Raw genomic sequence first — 15290 nt, 5'->3', positions numbered from 1 at the left:
GACGCTGCCCGCGTTGCCGATGCCCATGGCCACCGTGAAGGTGACGCTCGCGAAGGAGATGGCAATCTGATGCGCCCCCACGCTCGCCGGCCCCAGGCCCGCCGCCAGCACCCCCGCCAGCGCGAACACGCCAATCTCCGCGGAGAAGTGGAGGCCAATGGGGATGCCCAGCTTCACCGCCCGGGCCAGGTCCGCCCACACGGGCAGGCGCGTGGAGGACTCGGCGCCCACCAGGGGCCTGCCCCGCACCGCGAACACCACCACGCCCAGCTGCACCGCGGTGCACAGCGTCGTCGCCATCGCGGAGCCCGCCACGCCCATGGCTGGAATCGCCCTCAGCGGCCCGAAGGCGGCCGGCAACACCTCACCGCCGAACACCAGCAGCACGTCCGCGGCCACGTTGAAGACGTTGGCCGCCACCGTCGCAATCACCAGCGGCCGTGTGTAGGCCGTGGACTGGCAATACGAGCGCACCATGAGGAAGGCCAGCATCAGCGGCATGCTGGGCGCGCGCCACAACAGGTAGTCCCGGGCGCCCGAGACCTCGGCCGCGCCAATGCCGCCCAAGAGCAGCAACGGCGGCGTCAGCAGCAGCAGCGCCCCCAACACCAGGCCCGAGAAGAGCGCCAGCCAGCCGCCCTGCCAGAGCAGCCCCCGGGCCCGGGTGAAGTGCCGCGCGCCCATGGCCTGGGACATCATCGGGTCGAACCCCATCATCAGGCCCATGCCGAAGCCGCTGACGGCGAAGAAGAGGCCGTTGCCCAGCCCCACCGCCGCCAGCGCGGACGTCCCCGCGCGCCCCATCACCAGCGTGTCCACCAACCCCATGAGCGCCTGCCCGCCCTGGGCGATGGCGATGGGGATCGCCAGCCGGGACAGCTCTCGGAGCTCGGTGCGGGGGGAATTCACGGAGGACGTCGGTAACACGGCGGTGGACATGGGGAGTGCGCCTATAGCGCCTTCCGGCAGGGAATGCGCTGCCCACGTCCGACGGCGCCGCGGCCCCTCGCCTGACCAGGAGGCTGGTGATGCCATCCCCATGACACGTCCCCTGGGACACCCGGCGTCCCAGGGGGCGAGTCGCGCGTCAGCCCCGCGTCACGGCCCCTGGGGCCCTGGCTGAGCGGGCGCCGGAGGCAGGAAGGGCGCGGTGGCCAGCGGCGTCTGGAGGCTGCTCACGTGGGACACGCGCAGGCCCGCGTCGGAGATGGCGTACACGTAGTCGTCCGCCATGATGCTGCGGCGCACCGTGGGCTGCCAGTACCAGCTCCAGTGCGGGAAGTTGAACGCCTGGTACATGTCCCGCACGGAGACGGTGCCCACCGGCGAGAAGCCCGTGGCCGTGTCCACGCGGAAGACGCGCAGCTCGCTGCGGAAGGCGGACCAGTAGTCAAAGGCGTTGTAATCCCAGTCCATGAAGGGCAGGGCCAGCAGTCCCTTGGCGGGGAAGTAGGTGAAGGCCTTGTGCTCTTGGAGCGCCTCGCTGTGGCTGCTCATCGAGCCCAGCTGGTGCGTGAAGGTCTCCCTGGGCCGCGCCAGGTCGCTCACGTCGAAGAGCGACAGCTTGAGGGCGCGGTCCTGCCAGGTGCCGTCCTCGTTGCGGTGCTCGCCGAAGGTGAGCAGGTGCGTGTCGCCCAGCGGATGGATGTAGGTGGAGAAGCCGGGAATCTTCAGCTCGCCCACCATGCGCGGGTGCGCCGGGTCGCTCAGGTCGAAGGTGAAGAGCGGGTCCACCTGCCGGAAGGTGACGACGTAGCCGCGCGTGCCCACGAAGCGCGCGCTGAAGATGCGCTCGCCCCGGGCCAGGTCCTCGCTGCGCCCCAGCTGCTTCAGGTACCCGCCCTCTTCGCGCAGCGTCACCACGCGGTTGACCGTCTCCGGAGGCGTCCACACGGCGTCGCCATCCCCCGCGACCTCCTCCCCCGGGAGCTCCACGGTGGTGGCCACCCGCAGCACGCCCTCGTGCTCGTCCATGGCGAACTGGTTGACGACGTACCCCTCCACCGTGCCGCTGCCCACGTAGGTGGCCCGGTCCGGGTCGCGGATGTCGAACTTGTGGAGGTACGTGTGCGTCGTCTGGCCCGGCTCCGGCCACCACCACCAGTGGCGCGCCGCCAGGTAGAGCGCGTCATGGGACGCGTACACCTCGCCGGGCGCCGCCACCAGGCTGGTGCGGCCAGGCTCCGACTCGCTCGCGTCCAGGTTCAGCGACAGCACCGACACCAGGCCCAGGCCCGTGGGCGCGTTGGTGCGGTAGAACGACGTGCAGTCATACGCGAGCGGCTTCACCTCGCCGGCCGCCGTCACGCGGCGCCCAGGGGGGAGCCACTGCGCCAGCGTCTGCGCGCGGATGGCCTGCTCGTTCTGCTGGATGAGCGCGTCGATGTGCGCGGCCAGCCGGAGCCGGTTGTCGAAGAGCCCCCGCGAATACTCGGGGTAGAGGCGCACGTCCGCGGGCCAGCGGAACCCGTCCGACACCACCAGCCGCACGGCGCCCTCCACGCGCCGGGCGCTGAGGTAACCGCCGGGCAGGTATACCTGCTCCAGCACCCGCGGCGCCTCCAGGTCCGCCACGTCCACCACCGTCACCTTCACGGTGTTGCCGTGCCCGTAGCCGCCACAGCCGAAGCCGGCGCAGTCGAGTGCGGGCCCGTCCGTGACGCGGCCTCCCGAGCCCGAGCCCGGCCGCGGCTCGGACACCGCCGAGGTGATGACCAGCCGGTTGCGCTCGGGGTCGAGCAACATCTCCCGCGGCCAGCCCTCCACTTCCAGCGCGGCCGTCCGCGCGAGCTGCTCGGCGGGCCAGGAGCGGTGGAGGTAGAGCCGCTGCCCCGACAGCACGAAGATGCGCGTGCCATCGTTCTGCACGAAGTCGGCCTCGTGCACGCCGGACACCTGGTTGTTCGTGCCCGTGTAGTCGGTGGGGCTGCCGCCGCCGCCAGCGGAGTCTTCCTGCGGTGCCCCGACCGTGGGCGTGGGCGGCGCCTCACCCCCTCGGCCACCCCCGTAGGTGTACTGCTTGTAGACCTCCAGCACCGCGCGCATCTGCTTCGTCGCGGTGTCCTCGATGTGCTGCTCCAGGGCCTCGCAGCCGGGGAAGGTCTCCAGCCGGGCCTCCTGCCGCACGGGCTCGTTGCCGAACGGGGGCGGCGGCTTGCTTCCCTCGTCACCACACCCCACCGCGACGACCGCCACCACTCCGGCCCAACTCCAGCGTTTCCACTGCTGCATTCGCCCCTCCCTCTGCGCTTCGGCCCCACTGGCGGCCCACGGGCCTCCCCGGTGTCACGCCAGCGGCGGCCGGGCCTTGTTGCCACTGGCGTGCCAGGGCCTCGCCCCCTGTGAACCCAGGCCTGTCGAGCGGTCGCGCGGCCCCGCGCCTCTCAGAAACCTGAGGCGCGCGGTGAACCTGGAGCCGGAAAACCGAGACCCCGGGGCACGAAGCGGACGAACTGCTGGGTGAGCACCGGGTCCATGTGCTCCAGCCGCAGCCCCATGCCCACCGCGGACCGGAAGGCGCCCTGCGGCAGGGGCGGGTTGGACCACGCCACCGTCGCCTCGGCGGTGCAGGGCGAGCGCTGGCCCGCGAGCAACACCTTCAGCGTCAGCCGCGTGCCCTCGCGCGCCGGCGTCAGGGTGCGCACGAAGAGCGCGCCCGGCCCCGCGTCATGGCTGAAGCCCGACAGCGTCGTCCCGTTGGCCGTGGTGAACTCCACCACCGTGAAGAAGGGCACGCGCTCGGCGGCGCGCAGCGGGGTGTGGCCCGGGACCAGCCGCCCCAGGACGCGGCCGAGCAGCTCGTCCGCGCCCAGGTGACGCTTCTCCAGGAGCGGCGCGCCCCCCAGCGCCTGCGCCCGGGCGAGCACCTCCTGCGACTCCTCCGCGCGCGACAGCAGCACCAGCGGCTTGCGCGGGTGCGCGTCGTGGAGCTTCGTGGCCAGGGCCAGCGCCTCGCGCGGCGTGCGCGACACGTCCACCACGAAGCCATCCAGGTGCGCGCCGTGCTCCGCCGCCAGGTTCGCCGCGTCCCCCATGTCCCGTGCGTAGAGGACGTGAAGGCCCTCCTGCTCCAGCGAGCCGCCCAGGAAGGTGTGCAGGAAGCGCCCGCCCTCCACCAGCAGCACCCGGCGCCCTCGCGGCAGGCCCTCGCGGACACGCTCCCGGGCCTGGCGCACCGCGGCCAGCTTCGCCTCCAGGGCGCCCAGCGCCACCGGCTTGGGCAGGAAGTCGTCGGCGCCCGCGCGCCAGCAGTGCATCACCTCGTGGGGCTCGCCGCCGGAGGTGAACATGATGACGGGCACGTTGCGCCCCGCCGGGTGGGCCTTCACCAGCCGGCACACTTCATCACCCTGCATGCGCTCCATGCGCAGGTCCAACAGGATGAGCGCCGGGGTGCGCCGGGCCAGCTCGGCCATGCAGGTCTCGCCGCCCTCCAGCGCCACCGCCTCGCAGCCCAGCCGCGTCAGGTGCAGGCGCACCACCTCCCGGGCGGTGCGGGAGTCATCCACCACGAACACGGTGTCACGCGCGTTGGGAGGAGGGCTCATACGCTCACGGATAGGTGGAAAGAGGTGCCAAGGCCACGGGCGCCCGGGGCCACCGTTCGGGGATGGACGCTCAGGCGCGAGGCTCCTGGCGACCGGACAACAACCGCGTGAGCTGCTTGGCGATGGTGGCGCACTGCGCCGCGTTGCCGCTGTCCAGGGCGGACCGTCCGCCATCCAGCAGGCGCTGCACCGTGCCCAGGGTGGCCTGCGCCTCCGGGCTGGGGTTCTCCTGGGCGCTGCGCTGGAGGAGCCGCGCCAGCTTCTCCCCGCGCTCCAGCAGCTTGCGGAACAGCTCCTCCGCGCGCTTCGAGTCCACCACGCCCTGCGAGCGCGCGTAGTGGGCCTGCTCCGCGCCCAGCTTCTCCGCCTCGCCCTGCGGCAACCCGGCGCGGGCCTCCAGCCGCACGGCCTCCATGTTGCCGGTGGTCAGGTCCGTGGCCTTGACGGAGAGAATCGCCTCGCTGGACAGCTCGAAGACGACCTCCAGCGGCACGTCTCCGCGCGAGGCGACGTGGAGGCGCTTGAGCACCACCTCGCCCAGCTTGTAGTTCTCGTCCTGGAACTCGCTCTCGCCCTGGTACACGGGGATGCGCGCTTCCTGCTGGCCGGAGCTGCCCGGATAGAAGATGTCCCGCGCCACCACCGGCACGCCGGTGTTCTTCGGGATGAGCCGCTTCACGCGCCCGCCCATGACGCCCACGCCCAGGCTCTGGGTGGCGACGTCCAGCAGCAGCGCCTGACCGGACTGGCGGATGAGCTCGTCGGCCTGCACCGCGGCGCCCAGCGCGACGGCCTCGTCGGGGTGCACGTCCGTGGAGGGCGCGCGGCCGAAGAAGTCCGCCACCAGCCGCCGCACCAGCGGCACGCGCGTCATGCCGCCCACCAGCAGCACCACGTCCACCGCGTGCGGGTCCATCTTCGCGTCGCGCATCACCGACTCGCAGACGTCCAGGCAGCGGCGCGACAGCGGCTCGGACAGCGTTTCGAAGAAGGAGCGCGTCAGCACCGTCTCCAGCTCCGCCATCCGCTTGCCGGGCGCCGAGTGGTCTCCCAGCCCGGCGACGTAGATGGACGCCTCTTCCTTCTCGGTGAGCTCGCGCTTGGCGGACTCGGCGGCCACCTTCAGCCGGCGCAGGCTCTGCGCGTCCTGCGACACCACGTGCCGCAGCTCATCGTCCACCTGCGCCAGCAGCCACTGGACGATGCGCTGGTCGAAGTCCTCGCCGCCCAGCTTCGGGTCGCCGCCGGTGGCGCGCACCTCGAAGACGCCGGACTTCACCTCGAGGATGGACACATCGAAGGTGCCACCGCCCAGGTCGAACACCAGCGCGTTGCCCTCGAAGCCGCGCGACAGGCCATACGCCAGCGCCGCGGCGGTGGGCTCGTTCACCAGCCGCACCACGTCCAGCCCGGCGATGCTGGCCGCCTCGCGCGTGGCCTGCCGCTGGTTGTCGTCGAAGTTGGCCGGGACGGTGATGACGCACTTGGTGACGGGGCGGCCGAAGTGCGCCTGCGCGTCCAGGGCCAGCTCGCCCAGAATCATCGCGGACACCTGCGTGACGGGCATCACCCGCCCGGCGAGCCGCACGCGCACGTCGCCAGCGGGCCCGGCCACCAGCGGATACGGCACCAGCGCCTTCGCCTCCTGAATCAGCTCCGGCGTGTAGCGGCGCCCCAGGAAGCGCTTGGTGGCCCACACCACGGAGTCCGGGTGCTCCTCGGCCAGGGATTGTGCAGCGACGCCCACCACGCGCTCGCCAGCTTTGTTCACGCCCAGCGTGGACGGCGTCAACCGGCCACCCGCGCGCGCGGGAATCAGGCGCGGGCGTCCGTCTTCCACGGTCGCCACGGCGCTGTTGGTAGTACCCAGGTCGATGCCGATGACGGGGTCATGCATGGGGGGCCGAGAGGACACCACCCTACGGGTGTTCGCGCCAGCTCGCCAAGCCCCCTTCCCGCGCCTGCCTGCCGATAAGCGTCGCTTTCCCACGCCGCGGCCCGGGCCGGCAGGCGTGCCCCGGGTGACAGGGCGCCCCGATGCCAGGGACGTTGCTCGGGGGAAATGCCCGTGCTAAGGGCGCGACCGCCATGGTGAACGTGTCGATCGCCCGCCGCTACGCCCGCGCCCTCCTCGATGTCGCTTCAGAGGCGGGCCGCACTGACGCCGTCGCCGAGCAGCTCACCGCCTTCGCTGACGTCATCGCGAAGAACGCCGAGCTGACGGATGTGCTCGTCAACCCCGCCTACACCCGCGAGCAGCGCCTGCGGGTGGTGGAGTCGGTGATGACGGCCATCCCCGGCGGCGTGGAGCCCACGCTGGCCAACACCCTCCGCCTGCTGGTGGACCGCAACCGCCTGGGTTACCTGGCGGACATCGCCCGCCTCTACCGCGACATGGCGGATGCCCGTGCCGGCCGCGTCCGGGGCCACGTCACCAGCGCCGCGCCGCTCCCGGCCGACGCCCTGGCCCAGCTCCAGCAGACCCTGCAGCAGCTCACCCAGCGCAACGTCCTGCTGGAGACGCGCGTGGACCCCAGCCTGCTGGGGGGGGTCGCCGCCCAGGTGGGCAGCATCCTCTACGACGGCAGCATCCGGACCCAGCTCGAGGAGCTGCGCCGCGAGCTGAAGCAGCGCTGAGGCCTGCCCGCTCGCCGGGCAACCAACGTTCCAGGTCGTCTTCATCACCCCGCAGTCCAGGGCTAACCGGTATTCCCAGCGGGCCCTGACAGCGGTATACTCGCCAGCGGAACGGGACAGCCCCGTGCCGCCTGGACGACCTGACCATGCCGCAGTCCCTACTCCACCGGTATTCCGAAGGTCCGTCCACGCTGGCGGCGCCCGAGGAGGCGCGGCCCTTCCTGGGGGCCCTGCTGAGTGCGGCGGGGTGTGGCGTGGCCCTGCTGGACCGGGAGCTGCGTCCGGTGTGGGTGAATGCCACGCTGGCGGCGCTGTCCGGCCTGGAGCCGCGCGCGCACGTGGGCCGTCCGTTGGCGGAGCTGTGGCCGCAGGTGGCGCAGGCGCTGTCGCCGCTGCTGGCCCGGGCGCTCTCCGGGGAGGACGTGACGGAGACCCCCGTGCGCGGCGTGCTGGCTCCCGCCGCGGGTGAGCGGCACCTGCGGGTGGGCCTGTCCCCGGCGCTGCAGGGCGGCGCGCTGGCGGGGGTGGCGCTGTGGGTGCGCGACGAGACGGAGCGCGTCCTGGAGGAGCAACGGCTGCGCGCGCGGGAGTCGCACATGCGCAGCCTGGCGGACGTGGCCTGTGACGGGCACTTCCTGCATGACAACGGCATCGTGATGGACGCCAACCGGGCGATGTCCCAGCTGCTGGGCTACGCGTCCCCGTCGGAGATGATCGGCCGGCACCTGGCGGACTACGTCGCCCCGGAGTTCCGCTCGCAGGTGGGGCTGGTGCTGAGCCGCGGGCTGGAGACGCCCTATGAGGTGGTCGTCCTCCGCCGGGATGGCCAGCGGCTGCCCCTGGAGGTGCTGGGGCGCTACGTGACGTGGGAAGGCCGGCAGGTGCGGCTGGCCGCGGTCTGGGACATCAGCAGCCGCAAGGCCGCCGAGGAGCGCTCCGCGAGCACCGAGCAGTTCCGGCACCAGATGCTGGGTGTGGTGGACGCGGAGCTGCGAGCGCCCCTGCAATCACTGCAGGAAGGCACGCGCTCCCTGCAGCGGATGGACGGGCTGGAGGAGCCGCAGCGCACGCTGGTGGGCCAGGTGGCCCGGTCCGCCCGGCGCATGGAGCGGATGCTCCAGGAGCTGATGGACTTCACCCGCACGCGGCTGACGGGCGGGCTGGCGCTGCGGCCGGAGCCCGCCGTGCTGGACGCGGTGGTGGAGCGCGTCGTGGAGGAGCGCCGCCGCGAGCATCCCCGGCGCACCCTCCACCTGGAGACGGAAGGCGACCTGCGCGGCCACTGGGACACCCGCCGGCTGGCACAGCTGGCCGACAACCTGCTGGGCAGCGTGCTCCATCAAGGCGCCGAGGAGTCGCCAATCACCCTGCGCGTGGCGGGCGCGGTGGGCGGCGTCACGCTTTGCGTGAAGAGCCCTGGACTGACCGTGGTGGCGGAAGAGCACTCCTCCCTCTTCGAGCCCTTCCGCAAGGAGCGCGGCGCCACCCCAGAGGGCCTGGGCCTGGGGCTCTACCTCGCGCGGCAGATCGCCGTGGCCCACGGGGGGAAGCTGGCGGTGGAGTCCTGCTCCGGGGGCGGCGTCAGCTTCACCGCCTGGCTGCCCCGTGAGGGAGCGGGACACTGAAGGCCTTGGGGCCTGTCGCCGACCGCATTGCAGCGGGTGGGTGTGCATGGTAAGGGGCCCCGACTTCAAGGTTTCGGCGGCCTGCTCCACGTCGGCCGCCCCTGCGCAAGGACGCATACGCTCATGGAAATCCGCGCCGACGAGATCAGCAGAATCATCCGGGAGCAGATCAAGGATTACGGGAAGAAGGTCACCGTCGCGGAGACGGGGACCGTGCTGTCCGTCGGTGACGGTATCGCGCGCATCTACGGCCTCGAGGGCGCGCTCGCCGGTGAGCTGGTGGAGTTCGCCAACGGCGTGCAGGGCCTCGTGCTCAACCTGGAAGAGGACAACGTCGGCGTCGCCATCATGGGTGACTTCCAGGCCATCCGTGAGGGCGACACCGTCAAGCGCACCCAGCAGATTGCCTCCGTGCCGGTGGGCAAGGAGCTGCTCGGCCGCGTGGTGGACCCGCTCGGCAAGCCGCTGGACGGCAAGGGCCCCATCGCGGCCACGGAGATGCGCCGCCTGGAGGTGAAGGCGCCCGGCATCGTGGCCCGCAAGAGCGTGCACGAGCCCCTGCAGACGGGCATCAAGGCGCTGGACGCGCTGGTGCCGGTGGGTCGTGGTCAGCGCGAGCTCATCATCGGTGACCGCCAGACGGGCAAGACGGCCGTCGCCATCGACACCATCATCAACCAGAAGGGCCTGAACGTTTACTGCATCTACGTGGCCATCGGCCAGAAGCAGTCGACGGTGGCCCAGGTGGTGGAGAAGCTGAACCGCTTCGGCGCCATGGAGTACACCACGGTGGTGGCGTCCAACGCCTCCGACCCGGCCCCCATGCAGTTCTTCGCGCCGTACGCCGGCGTGGCCATGGGCGAGTACTTCCGCGACAACAAGATGCACGCGCTCATCGTGTACGACGACCTGTCCAAGCAGGCCGTGGCGTACCGCCAGCTGTCGCTGCTGCTCCGCCGCCCGCCGGGACGCGAGGCCTACCCCGGCGACGTGTTCTACGTGCACAGCCGCCTGCTGGAGCGCGCCGCCAAGCTGTCCGACGAGGAGGGCGCCGGTTCGCTCACCGCGCTCCCCATCATCGAGACGCAGGCCGGTGACGTGTCGGCGTACATCCCGACGAACGTCATCTCCATCACCGACGGGCAGATCTTCCTGGAGACGGACCTCTTCTTCGCCGGCGTCCGCCCGGCCATCAACGTGGGCCTCTCCGTGTCCCGCGTCGGTTCGGCCGCGCAGATCAAGGCCATGAAGCAGGTGGCCGGCACCATGAAGCTGGAGCTCGCGCAGTACCGCGAGCTGGCCGCCTTCTCCCAGTTCGGCTCCGACCTGGACAAGGCCACCCAGGAGACGCTGGCGCGCGGCGCCCGCATGGTGGAGCTGCTCAAGCAGGGCCAGTACGAGCCCATGCCCGTCGAGAAGCAGGTCATGCAGATCTACGCCGCCACCAACCGCGACGACCCCAAGAAGCGCGGCTGGATTCGCGACATCCCGGTGGCCGACGTGGTGCGCTGGATGCGTGAGTTCCTGGAGTTCGCCGACGGCAAGCACCCGAACGTCGCCAAGGACCTGGCGTCGAAGCGCGAGCTGACCGCCGACATCAAGACGGCGCTGAGCAAGGCCATCACCGAGTTCAACGAGGTCTTCCAGCCGACGCCGGGCGCCAAGGTTTAACGCCCCCGCCGGTTGTGGCCCACGCGCCCCGCGCTCCCTTCACCGGGAGGCGGGGCTTCGTGTTTCCGCGGGCCCGGCCTTCAGCGCAGGCGGGGCAGCACGCCGTGCAGGCTGCGGTCCACGCCGCCGCGCGCGCCCAGCAGCTCCATGGCCTTCAGCTCGTAGGGCAGCACGTTGTCGCGGGCCACCAGCTGCACGTGCGCGCCCAGGGCGGCGGGCAGCGCCAGGTCCAGCTCGTAGATGTCACCGGCCACCAGCGTCTGCTCTGGCGTGGTGCCCGTGGCCTCCCAGACGCGCTTGAGGGCCTGGAAGTACCGGCCCCGGCGCAGGTAGACGGGGCGGCGCAGCACGCCGTCCAGCGTCTGCGTCTCCGGCACCGCGGTGAAGCGGGCATCCGGCGCGTCCGGCGGGTCCAGGAGGAACTTGCGCGCGTCCCCGGACACCGTCAGCTTCTCGCGCCCCTTGGGCGCCAGCTGGTCCAGCTTCTTCTCCACCAAATCCGTGTGCGCGTTGGTCACCACCGTCACCGGCAGGCCCGTGGCCACCAGCGCCTCCAGCACCTCCTTCGCCTCCGGCTTGAAGGCGGTGGCCGAGTGCGCGTAGGCCTCGCGGTAGAGCTTCTGCACCACGTCGGAGCGGCGGGCCTCGTCCTGGCCCTGCCCGAAGCGCTGCATGAGGCGGTGGGCCGCGCAGGTGGCCGTCAGGTACGGGTCCGCCGTCGCGGGCGCCACCACCCGGCCGCCCAAATCCCAGCCCAGCGCGTCCGCGCCCGCGCGCAACGCGGCGACCTCCTCCTCCCACGCGGACTCCAGGTCCTCCCCTACCGCCGCCGCCAGGCCCTGCCGGAAATGCCGGAGGAAGGGCGCGCTCTCCGCCGCCACGTCCGTGAAGGTTCCGTCGAAGTCCAGCACCACGCACGCAATCGCCATCAGACCACCGGCTCCCGAAGTTGAGGAAAGGGGCCGGATGACGCCTCACCCACGGGCCTCGAATCAAGCCCAGCCGCATCAACCGGCGGCCGGGGGGCTGCGCCCTGGCCTCGGGGTGGCCAGCACGCCTCGCTGTGGCGCGCGCTCCCACGTCCTCCCCTTGAAGCCTACCCCGCATGGGCCGCTAACCTCGCGGACATGGAAGCGATGCAGCGAAACGAGTCGGCGCCCCCGCGCCGGGCGTGGCTGCCCTGGGGCCTGCTGGTGAGCGCGGTGCTGCTCGCCACGACAGGGGCCTGGGCGGGTTCGCGCTCCATCTCCGCCCTGGTGGAACGCAACGACGCCCTGACACGCGAGGCGGCCGAGTCCGAGGCCCGCGTGGCCGAGCTCCAGGCCCTGCGCGAGGCCATGTCGCGCCGGCTGCGGACATTGGAGCAACAGCACCACGCCGCCTATGCCGCCGCGGTGACGGCCACCGCCGCGTGCACCACGGCGCTCCAGCCGCCGCCCGCGCCGGGCAAGCCCGAGCCCCGGCGCCTGGCCAAGGCCAAGAAGCAGGGACGGCGCTGACAGCGCGTGGCCTCCACGTCCACACCCCTTGAGCGGGTGTGGCCCCCCAGGCAACAGGGCCCGCTGGCAACCCCGCGAAACCGCGGGCCTGAGCGTCCGGCCCGCTACGTGCTACCCCGGGAGTCATCGAGTCCCTTTTCGCTCCGAGGTCCACGCTTTATGTCGCCCTTCGCGCTTCGCCTTTCCTCGCGCTCCTCGCGGGCCGCGCTCCTGTTCCTGACCGCGCTGCTGCTTCCCCAGGCTCCGGTTCAGGCGGAGCCCGGCATCCGCATCCTGAACTCGCTCCGCACCGAGGAGCTGGCCTTCAACGCGCTCACCAGCAACCGGGCCGCGCTGGATGCCCTCACCACGATGCCACTGCACACGCAGTCGTTCGCCACCGACGGACGGCTGAAGCACACGCTGGAGCACCCACCTGCCCGGGAAGTGATGACCTACCTGACCGAGTGCGCGTTGCCGCCGGGCGCCACCGTGAAGTGGAAGAGCCGCGCCGGCGACATCTACAGCTTCAAGGGCGAGCTGGGGCTGTGCCCGGAGTGGGAGAAGGACAAGCCGACCCAGGCCTGCCTGGGCTACGTGACGGCCTGTCTGCTGGCGCGCAACAACGCCTTCGGGGACAGCGTGATGGTGTCCATGCGCGGCGAGGACTCGCGCGAGCTCCGGCGCTTCAACCCCTCAGGCAACCACCGGGAGTGGAGCCCCATGTTCCTGCCCTGCGCGTCGGGTGAGGCGGGCCTCCAGGCCGAGTGCGGCTGGCTGGGGGAGCACGTGGGCGCCTGCACCCCGGGCGAGAAGGTGACGGTGGCCGCGGGCGCGCCCCACCCGGAAACCTGCACCGGCCGCCTGGGCCGCATCTTCGGCGACCGGGTGCTGCGCGTGTGCGAGGACCCGCGGGGCTGCGCCTGGGAGGACCGCCTGGCCGACACGCTCGACAACCCCTGCGGCGGCATCGAGCCCAGCGTCGACTTCAAGTGCCCCGCGAGCGGCCGCTACAGCATCATGTCCGCGCCCTACAGCCGCGCCGCGACGCCGGGTTCTTGGGTGGCCCCGGTTGCCACCGCCGGCACCTACCCGGCCGAGCCCTTCGGCGCGTACACGTTCCGGGAGGGCGCCTTCTACGGAAACATGTTCGACTCGCGCGAGCTGACGGTGGAGGTCGTCCTCAACCCGGATACCTTCGAGCCCAAGCTCGTCAACCTGCGCTTCAAGGGCGTGGTCCACGACAACGTCCACGCCTGCCACGGCCGGGACTGGGTGGACGGCGACAGCCACCTGCGCTCGCGCATCTGCGCCAACGCCGACATCGGCGGCCAGAGCATCTCCGGCTGCATGGCGCACGCGGCGGGCCCCTGCGAGCCGGGCAGCTACAACCCCCGCCCCGCCCGCTGCAAGTTGAATGACGGCGCCGCCGTCTGGGGAGACGGCGACTTCGAGGGCTGCGACGACTCGCGCGGCGTCCATCACCCCGAGCCCATCACCGTGTTCCTGCGCTCGCCCTGCGAGGATGTGGACCCCAAGGCGCAGACCACCTGTGGGGGGACGTGTGACTACTCCGTGTCCCCTCCCAAGTGCACGGATTCGTGCAAGCTCGCGAAGTCCCCGGGCCAGTGCCTGCAGACGGACGCGTGCCTGAAAGACCCCGCCGCCTGCCCAGCGCCGCCCAAGCAATGACGCGGATTGAATAAAGCAGGCCGCCGGGCGTCCAGGACTCCGGCGGCCGCATCCCCGGCCCATCCCCAGGAGCTGACCCCGTGTTCCCAATCCGGACCCTGCTGTGTGCCCTTCTCGCGCTCGCGCTGGGTCTGGGTCCCACGGCGGCCGAGGCCCGCTTCGGCAAGCGCTCGCGGCCGTCCCAGAGCGAGCCGAAGCGGGATGGGGATGACAAGGAGCACGGGGCCTCCGCCATCGGCTCGGACGACGATGACGACGACGCGCCCCGGCGGACGTCCCGGCCGCGCTCCTCGCGCAACCGGCGGTACGCGAGTGGCGGCTCGAGCACCACGTCGGTGAGCTGGCTCTCCTTCTTCTTCGCCACCGGCAACCACCGGCTGAGCCTGTCGCCGGAGCTGCGCGGGGCGCGCCACGCGGCGCCGCTGTCCTTCCGCCTGGGCCTCCAGGGCGGGCCCGTCAACGAAGGGGGCGGCGGCGCCGACCTGTTCCTCGGGCTGGAGGGCCGGCGCTTCGGCGTGGACCTGCGGCTGACGGGCCTGGGCCTGCCCACGGATGACGGGACGAGCGGCTCGGACTCCATCACCCTGACGCAGTCCCACCTCACCTGGGCGCTCATCTCCCACGAGCGTGCCCGCGTGCGCGCGGAGGCGGGCGTCAGCACCGCGCACGCGCCGGACATCACCTTCGTCGGCCCCAGCCTCGGCGCCTCCCTGGAGGCCTGCATCGCCGGCCCCCTGGACCTGGAGGCCCGCGTGCAGGTGACGCCCTTCCCCTACCGGCAGGTGGACGCGAGCGCCGCGCTGGCGCTGCACCTGGGCGCGGTGGTGCTGCGCGGCGGCTACCGCGGCATGGTGCTGGACGACGCCGGCTACGTGGAAGGCGTCTCCCACGTCGACACCTTCTACGGCCCCTTCCTGGGCCTGGGCCTCACCTACTGACGTCTTCTGGAGCCCTCACGCGGGCGTCTTCACCGCGCCGCTGGCCACCGGGCAGTGCCGCCGCGTCGCCTCCAGCAGCATCTCCAGTCGCACGGGCTTGCGCAGCACCCCCGCCGCGCCAGGCGGCAGCGGCCCGGCCTCCGCCGTCATCACCACCACCCGCGTCCCGGCGAAGCGCTCATCGGACCGCAGCCGCTCGAGCAGCCCTCGCCCGTCCACGCGCGGAATCTCCCAGTCGAGCAGCACCAGGCAGGGGGACTCCAACGCCGCGAGCACGCGAAGGGCCTCCACGGCGTTGATGGCCATGGACACCTCGAAGCCCTCGTCGTGCAGCGCTTCCGCCATGGCCCCCCGAACGTCCGGGTCATCCTCCACAATCAGGACCTGCGGCTGCACCACGGGATGAGTCACACCCGGCACCCTAGTCCCTCCTTCGCGCCCAGGCACGAGCGACTTCGCCGCATCCCGCTCTCTGTCAAAGCATGAGCATCTGCCGGGCCCGAGCATGCAGATATTACAGCTCGGGAAAGGCCGCTGCCGCCCGCCAGCACCACGCGCCACATTCGCGGCGACGGCGAACCCCGCCGCGGTGTCCGGCGCCGCACAGCACGCGCTGGTGGACGACACGTCGCGCTGGAGGCCCATGGTCCGTGGGGAGGGAAGGCGGTTGAATCCGCCCGCCCCCAAAACCCCCACGAGGAG

At 71.9% G+C, this 15290-nt stretch carries 12 protein-coding genes; 6 read left to right on the top strand and 6 right to left on the bottom strand.

Features of this window, described 5'->3' with window-relative positions; genetic code table 11:
• From HV824_RS30910 to HV824_RS30895, 4 genes are all read right to left on the bottom strand, one after another.
• The coding region (locus HV824_RS30910; protein WP_368738126.1) for an MATE family efflux transporter at positions 1-909 on the bottom strand (909 nt) is incomplete at its 3' end.
• A 189-nt stretch (positions 910-1098) separates the two neighbouring features.
• On the bottom strand, positions 1099-3231 hold the full coding sequence (locus HV824_RS30905; RefSeq protein WP_217917894.1) for a beta-propeller domain-containing protein: 2133 nt from the start codon (positions 3229-3231) through the stop codon (positions 1099-1101).
• A 152-nt stretch (positions 3232-3383) separates the two neighbouring features.
• Positions 3384-4547 (bottom strand): TIGR02266 family protein, encoded by a 1164-nt coding sequence (locus HV824_RS30900; RefSeq protein WP_176420072.1) that lies wholly within the window; start codon positions 4545-4547, stop codon positions 3384-3386.
• Between the two features lie 70 nt (positions 4548-4617).
• A complete protein-coding gene (locus HV824_RS30895) occupies positions 4618-6444 on the bottom strand; it encodes an Hsp70 family protein (RefSeq protein WP_176420073.1) in 1827 nt (608 codons plus the stop codon).
• Positions 6445-6635: 191 nt separating this feature from the next.
• On the opposite strand from HV824_RS30895, the gene atpH reads away from it, so the two are divergent.
• The 3 genes from atpH (at position 6636) to atpA (ending at position 10480) form a co-directional block, all read left to right on the top strand.
• A complete protein-coding gene (gene atpH, locus HV824_RS30890) occupies positions 6636-7184 on the top strand; it encodes an ATP synthase F1 subunit delta (RefSeq protein WP_176420074.1) in 549 nt (182 codons plus the stop codon).
• Positions 7185-7330: 146 nt separating this feature from the next.
• A complete protein-coding gene (locus HV824_RS30885) occupies positions 7331-8809 on the top strand; it encodes a PAS domain S-box protein (RefSeq protein WP_176420075.1) in 1479 nt (492 codons plus the stop codon).
• 123 nt (positions 8810-8932) lie between these two features.
• Positions 8933-10480: a F0F1 ATP synthase subunit alpha gene (gene atpA, locus HV824_RS30880; RefSeq protein WP_176420076.1), complete on the top strand. Its 1548-nt coding sequence runs from the start codon at positions 8933-8935 to the stop codon at positions 10478-10480.
• An 80-nt stretch (positions 10481-10560) separates the two neighbouring features.
• Here atpA and HV824_RS30875 read toward each other — a convergent pair whose 3' ends face one another.
• Positions 10561-11409 (bottom strand): HAD family hydrolase, encoded by an 849-nt coding sequence (locus HV824_RS30875; protein WP_176420077.1) that lies wholly within the window; start codon positions 11407-11409, stop codon positions 10561-10563.
• A gap of 207 nt (positions 11410-11616) precedes the next feature.
• Between HV824_RS30875 and HV824_RS30870 the strand changes: the two genes are divergently transcribed.
• The 3 genes from HV824_RS30870 to HV824_RS30860 all read left to right on the top strand — a co-directional run bounded on the left by HV824_RS30870 (position 11617) and on the right by HV824_RS30860 (position 14588).
• The gene (locus HV824_RS30870; RefSeq protein WP_225909612.1) at positions 11617-11979 is read left to right on the top strand and encodes a hypothetical protein; all 363 of its coding nucleotides are present in this window, start codon (positions 11617-11619) and stop codon (positions 11977-11979) included.
• 159 nt (positions 11980-12138) lie between these two features.
• The gene (locus HV824_RS30865) at positions 12139-13650 is read left to right on the top strand and encodes a hypothetical protein (RefSeq protein ID WP_255208481.1); all 1512 of its coding nucleotides are present in this window, start codon (positions 12139-12141) and stop codon (positions 13648-13650) included.
• An 80-nt stretch (positions 13651-13730) separates the two neighbouring features.
• Complete coding sequence (locus HV824_RS30860; protein ID WP_176424861.1) at positions 13731-14588, top strand: hypothetical protein; 858 nt, start codon at positions 13731-13733, stop codon at positions 14586-14588.
• 15 nt (positions 14589-14603) lie between these two features.
• On the opposite strand, the gene HV824_RS30855 is transcribed toward HV824_RS30860, so the two are convergent.
• Positions 14604-15008 (bottom strand): response regulator, encoded by a 405-nt coding sequence (locus tag HV824_RS30855; RefSeq protein WP_176420080.1) that lies wholly within the window; start codon positions 15006-15008, stop codon positions 14604-14606.
• Positions 15009-15290 lie beyond the last annotated feature (282 nt).

The sequence above is a fragment of the Myxococcus sp. AM009 genome (assembly GCF_013372605.1).
Lineage (GTDB): Bacteria > Myxococcota > Myxococcia > Myxococcales > Myxococcaceae > Myxococcus > Myxococcus vastator.
The sequence above is the reverse complement of the archived record's forward strand: the minus strand, read 5'-3'. Positions and strand labels throughout refer to the sequence as shown.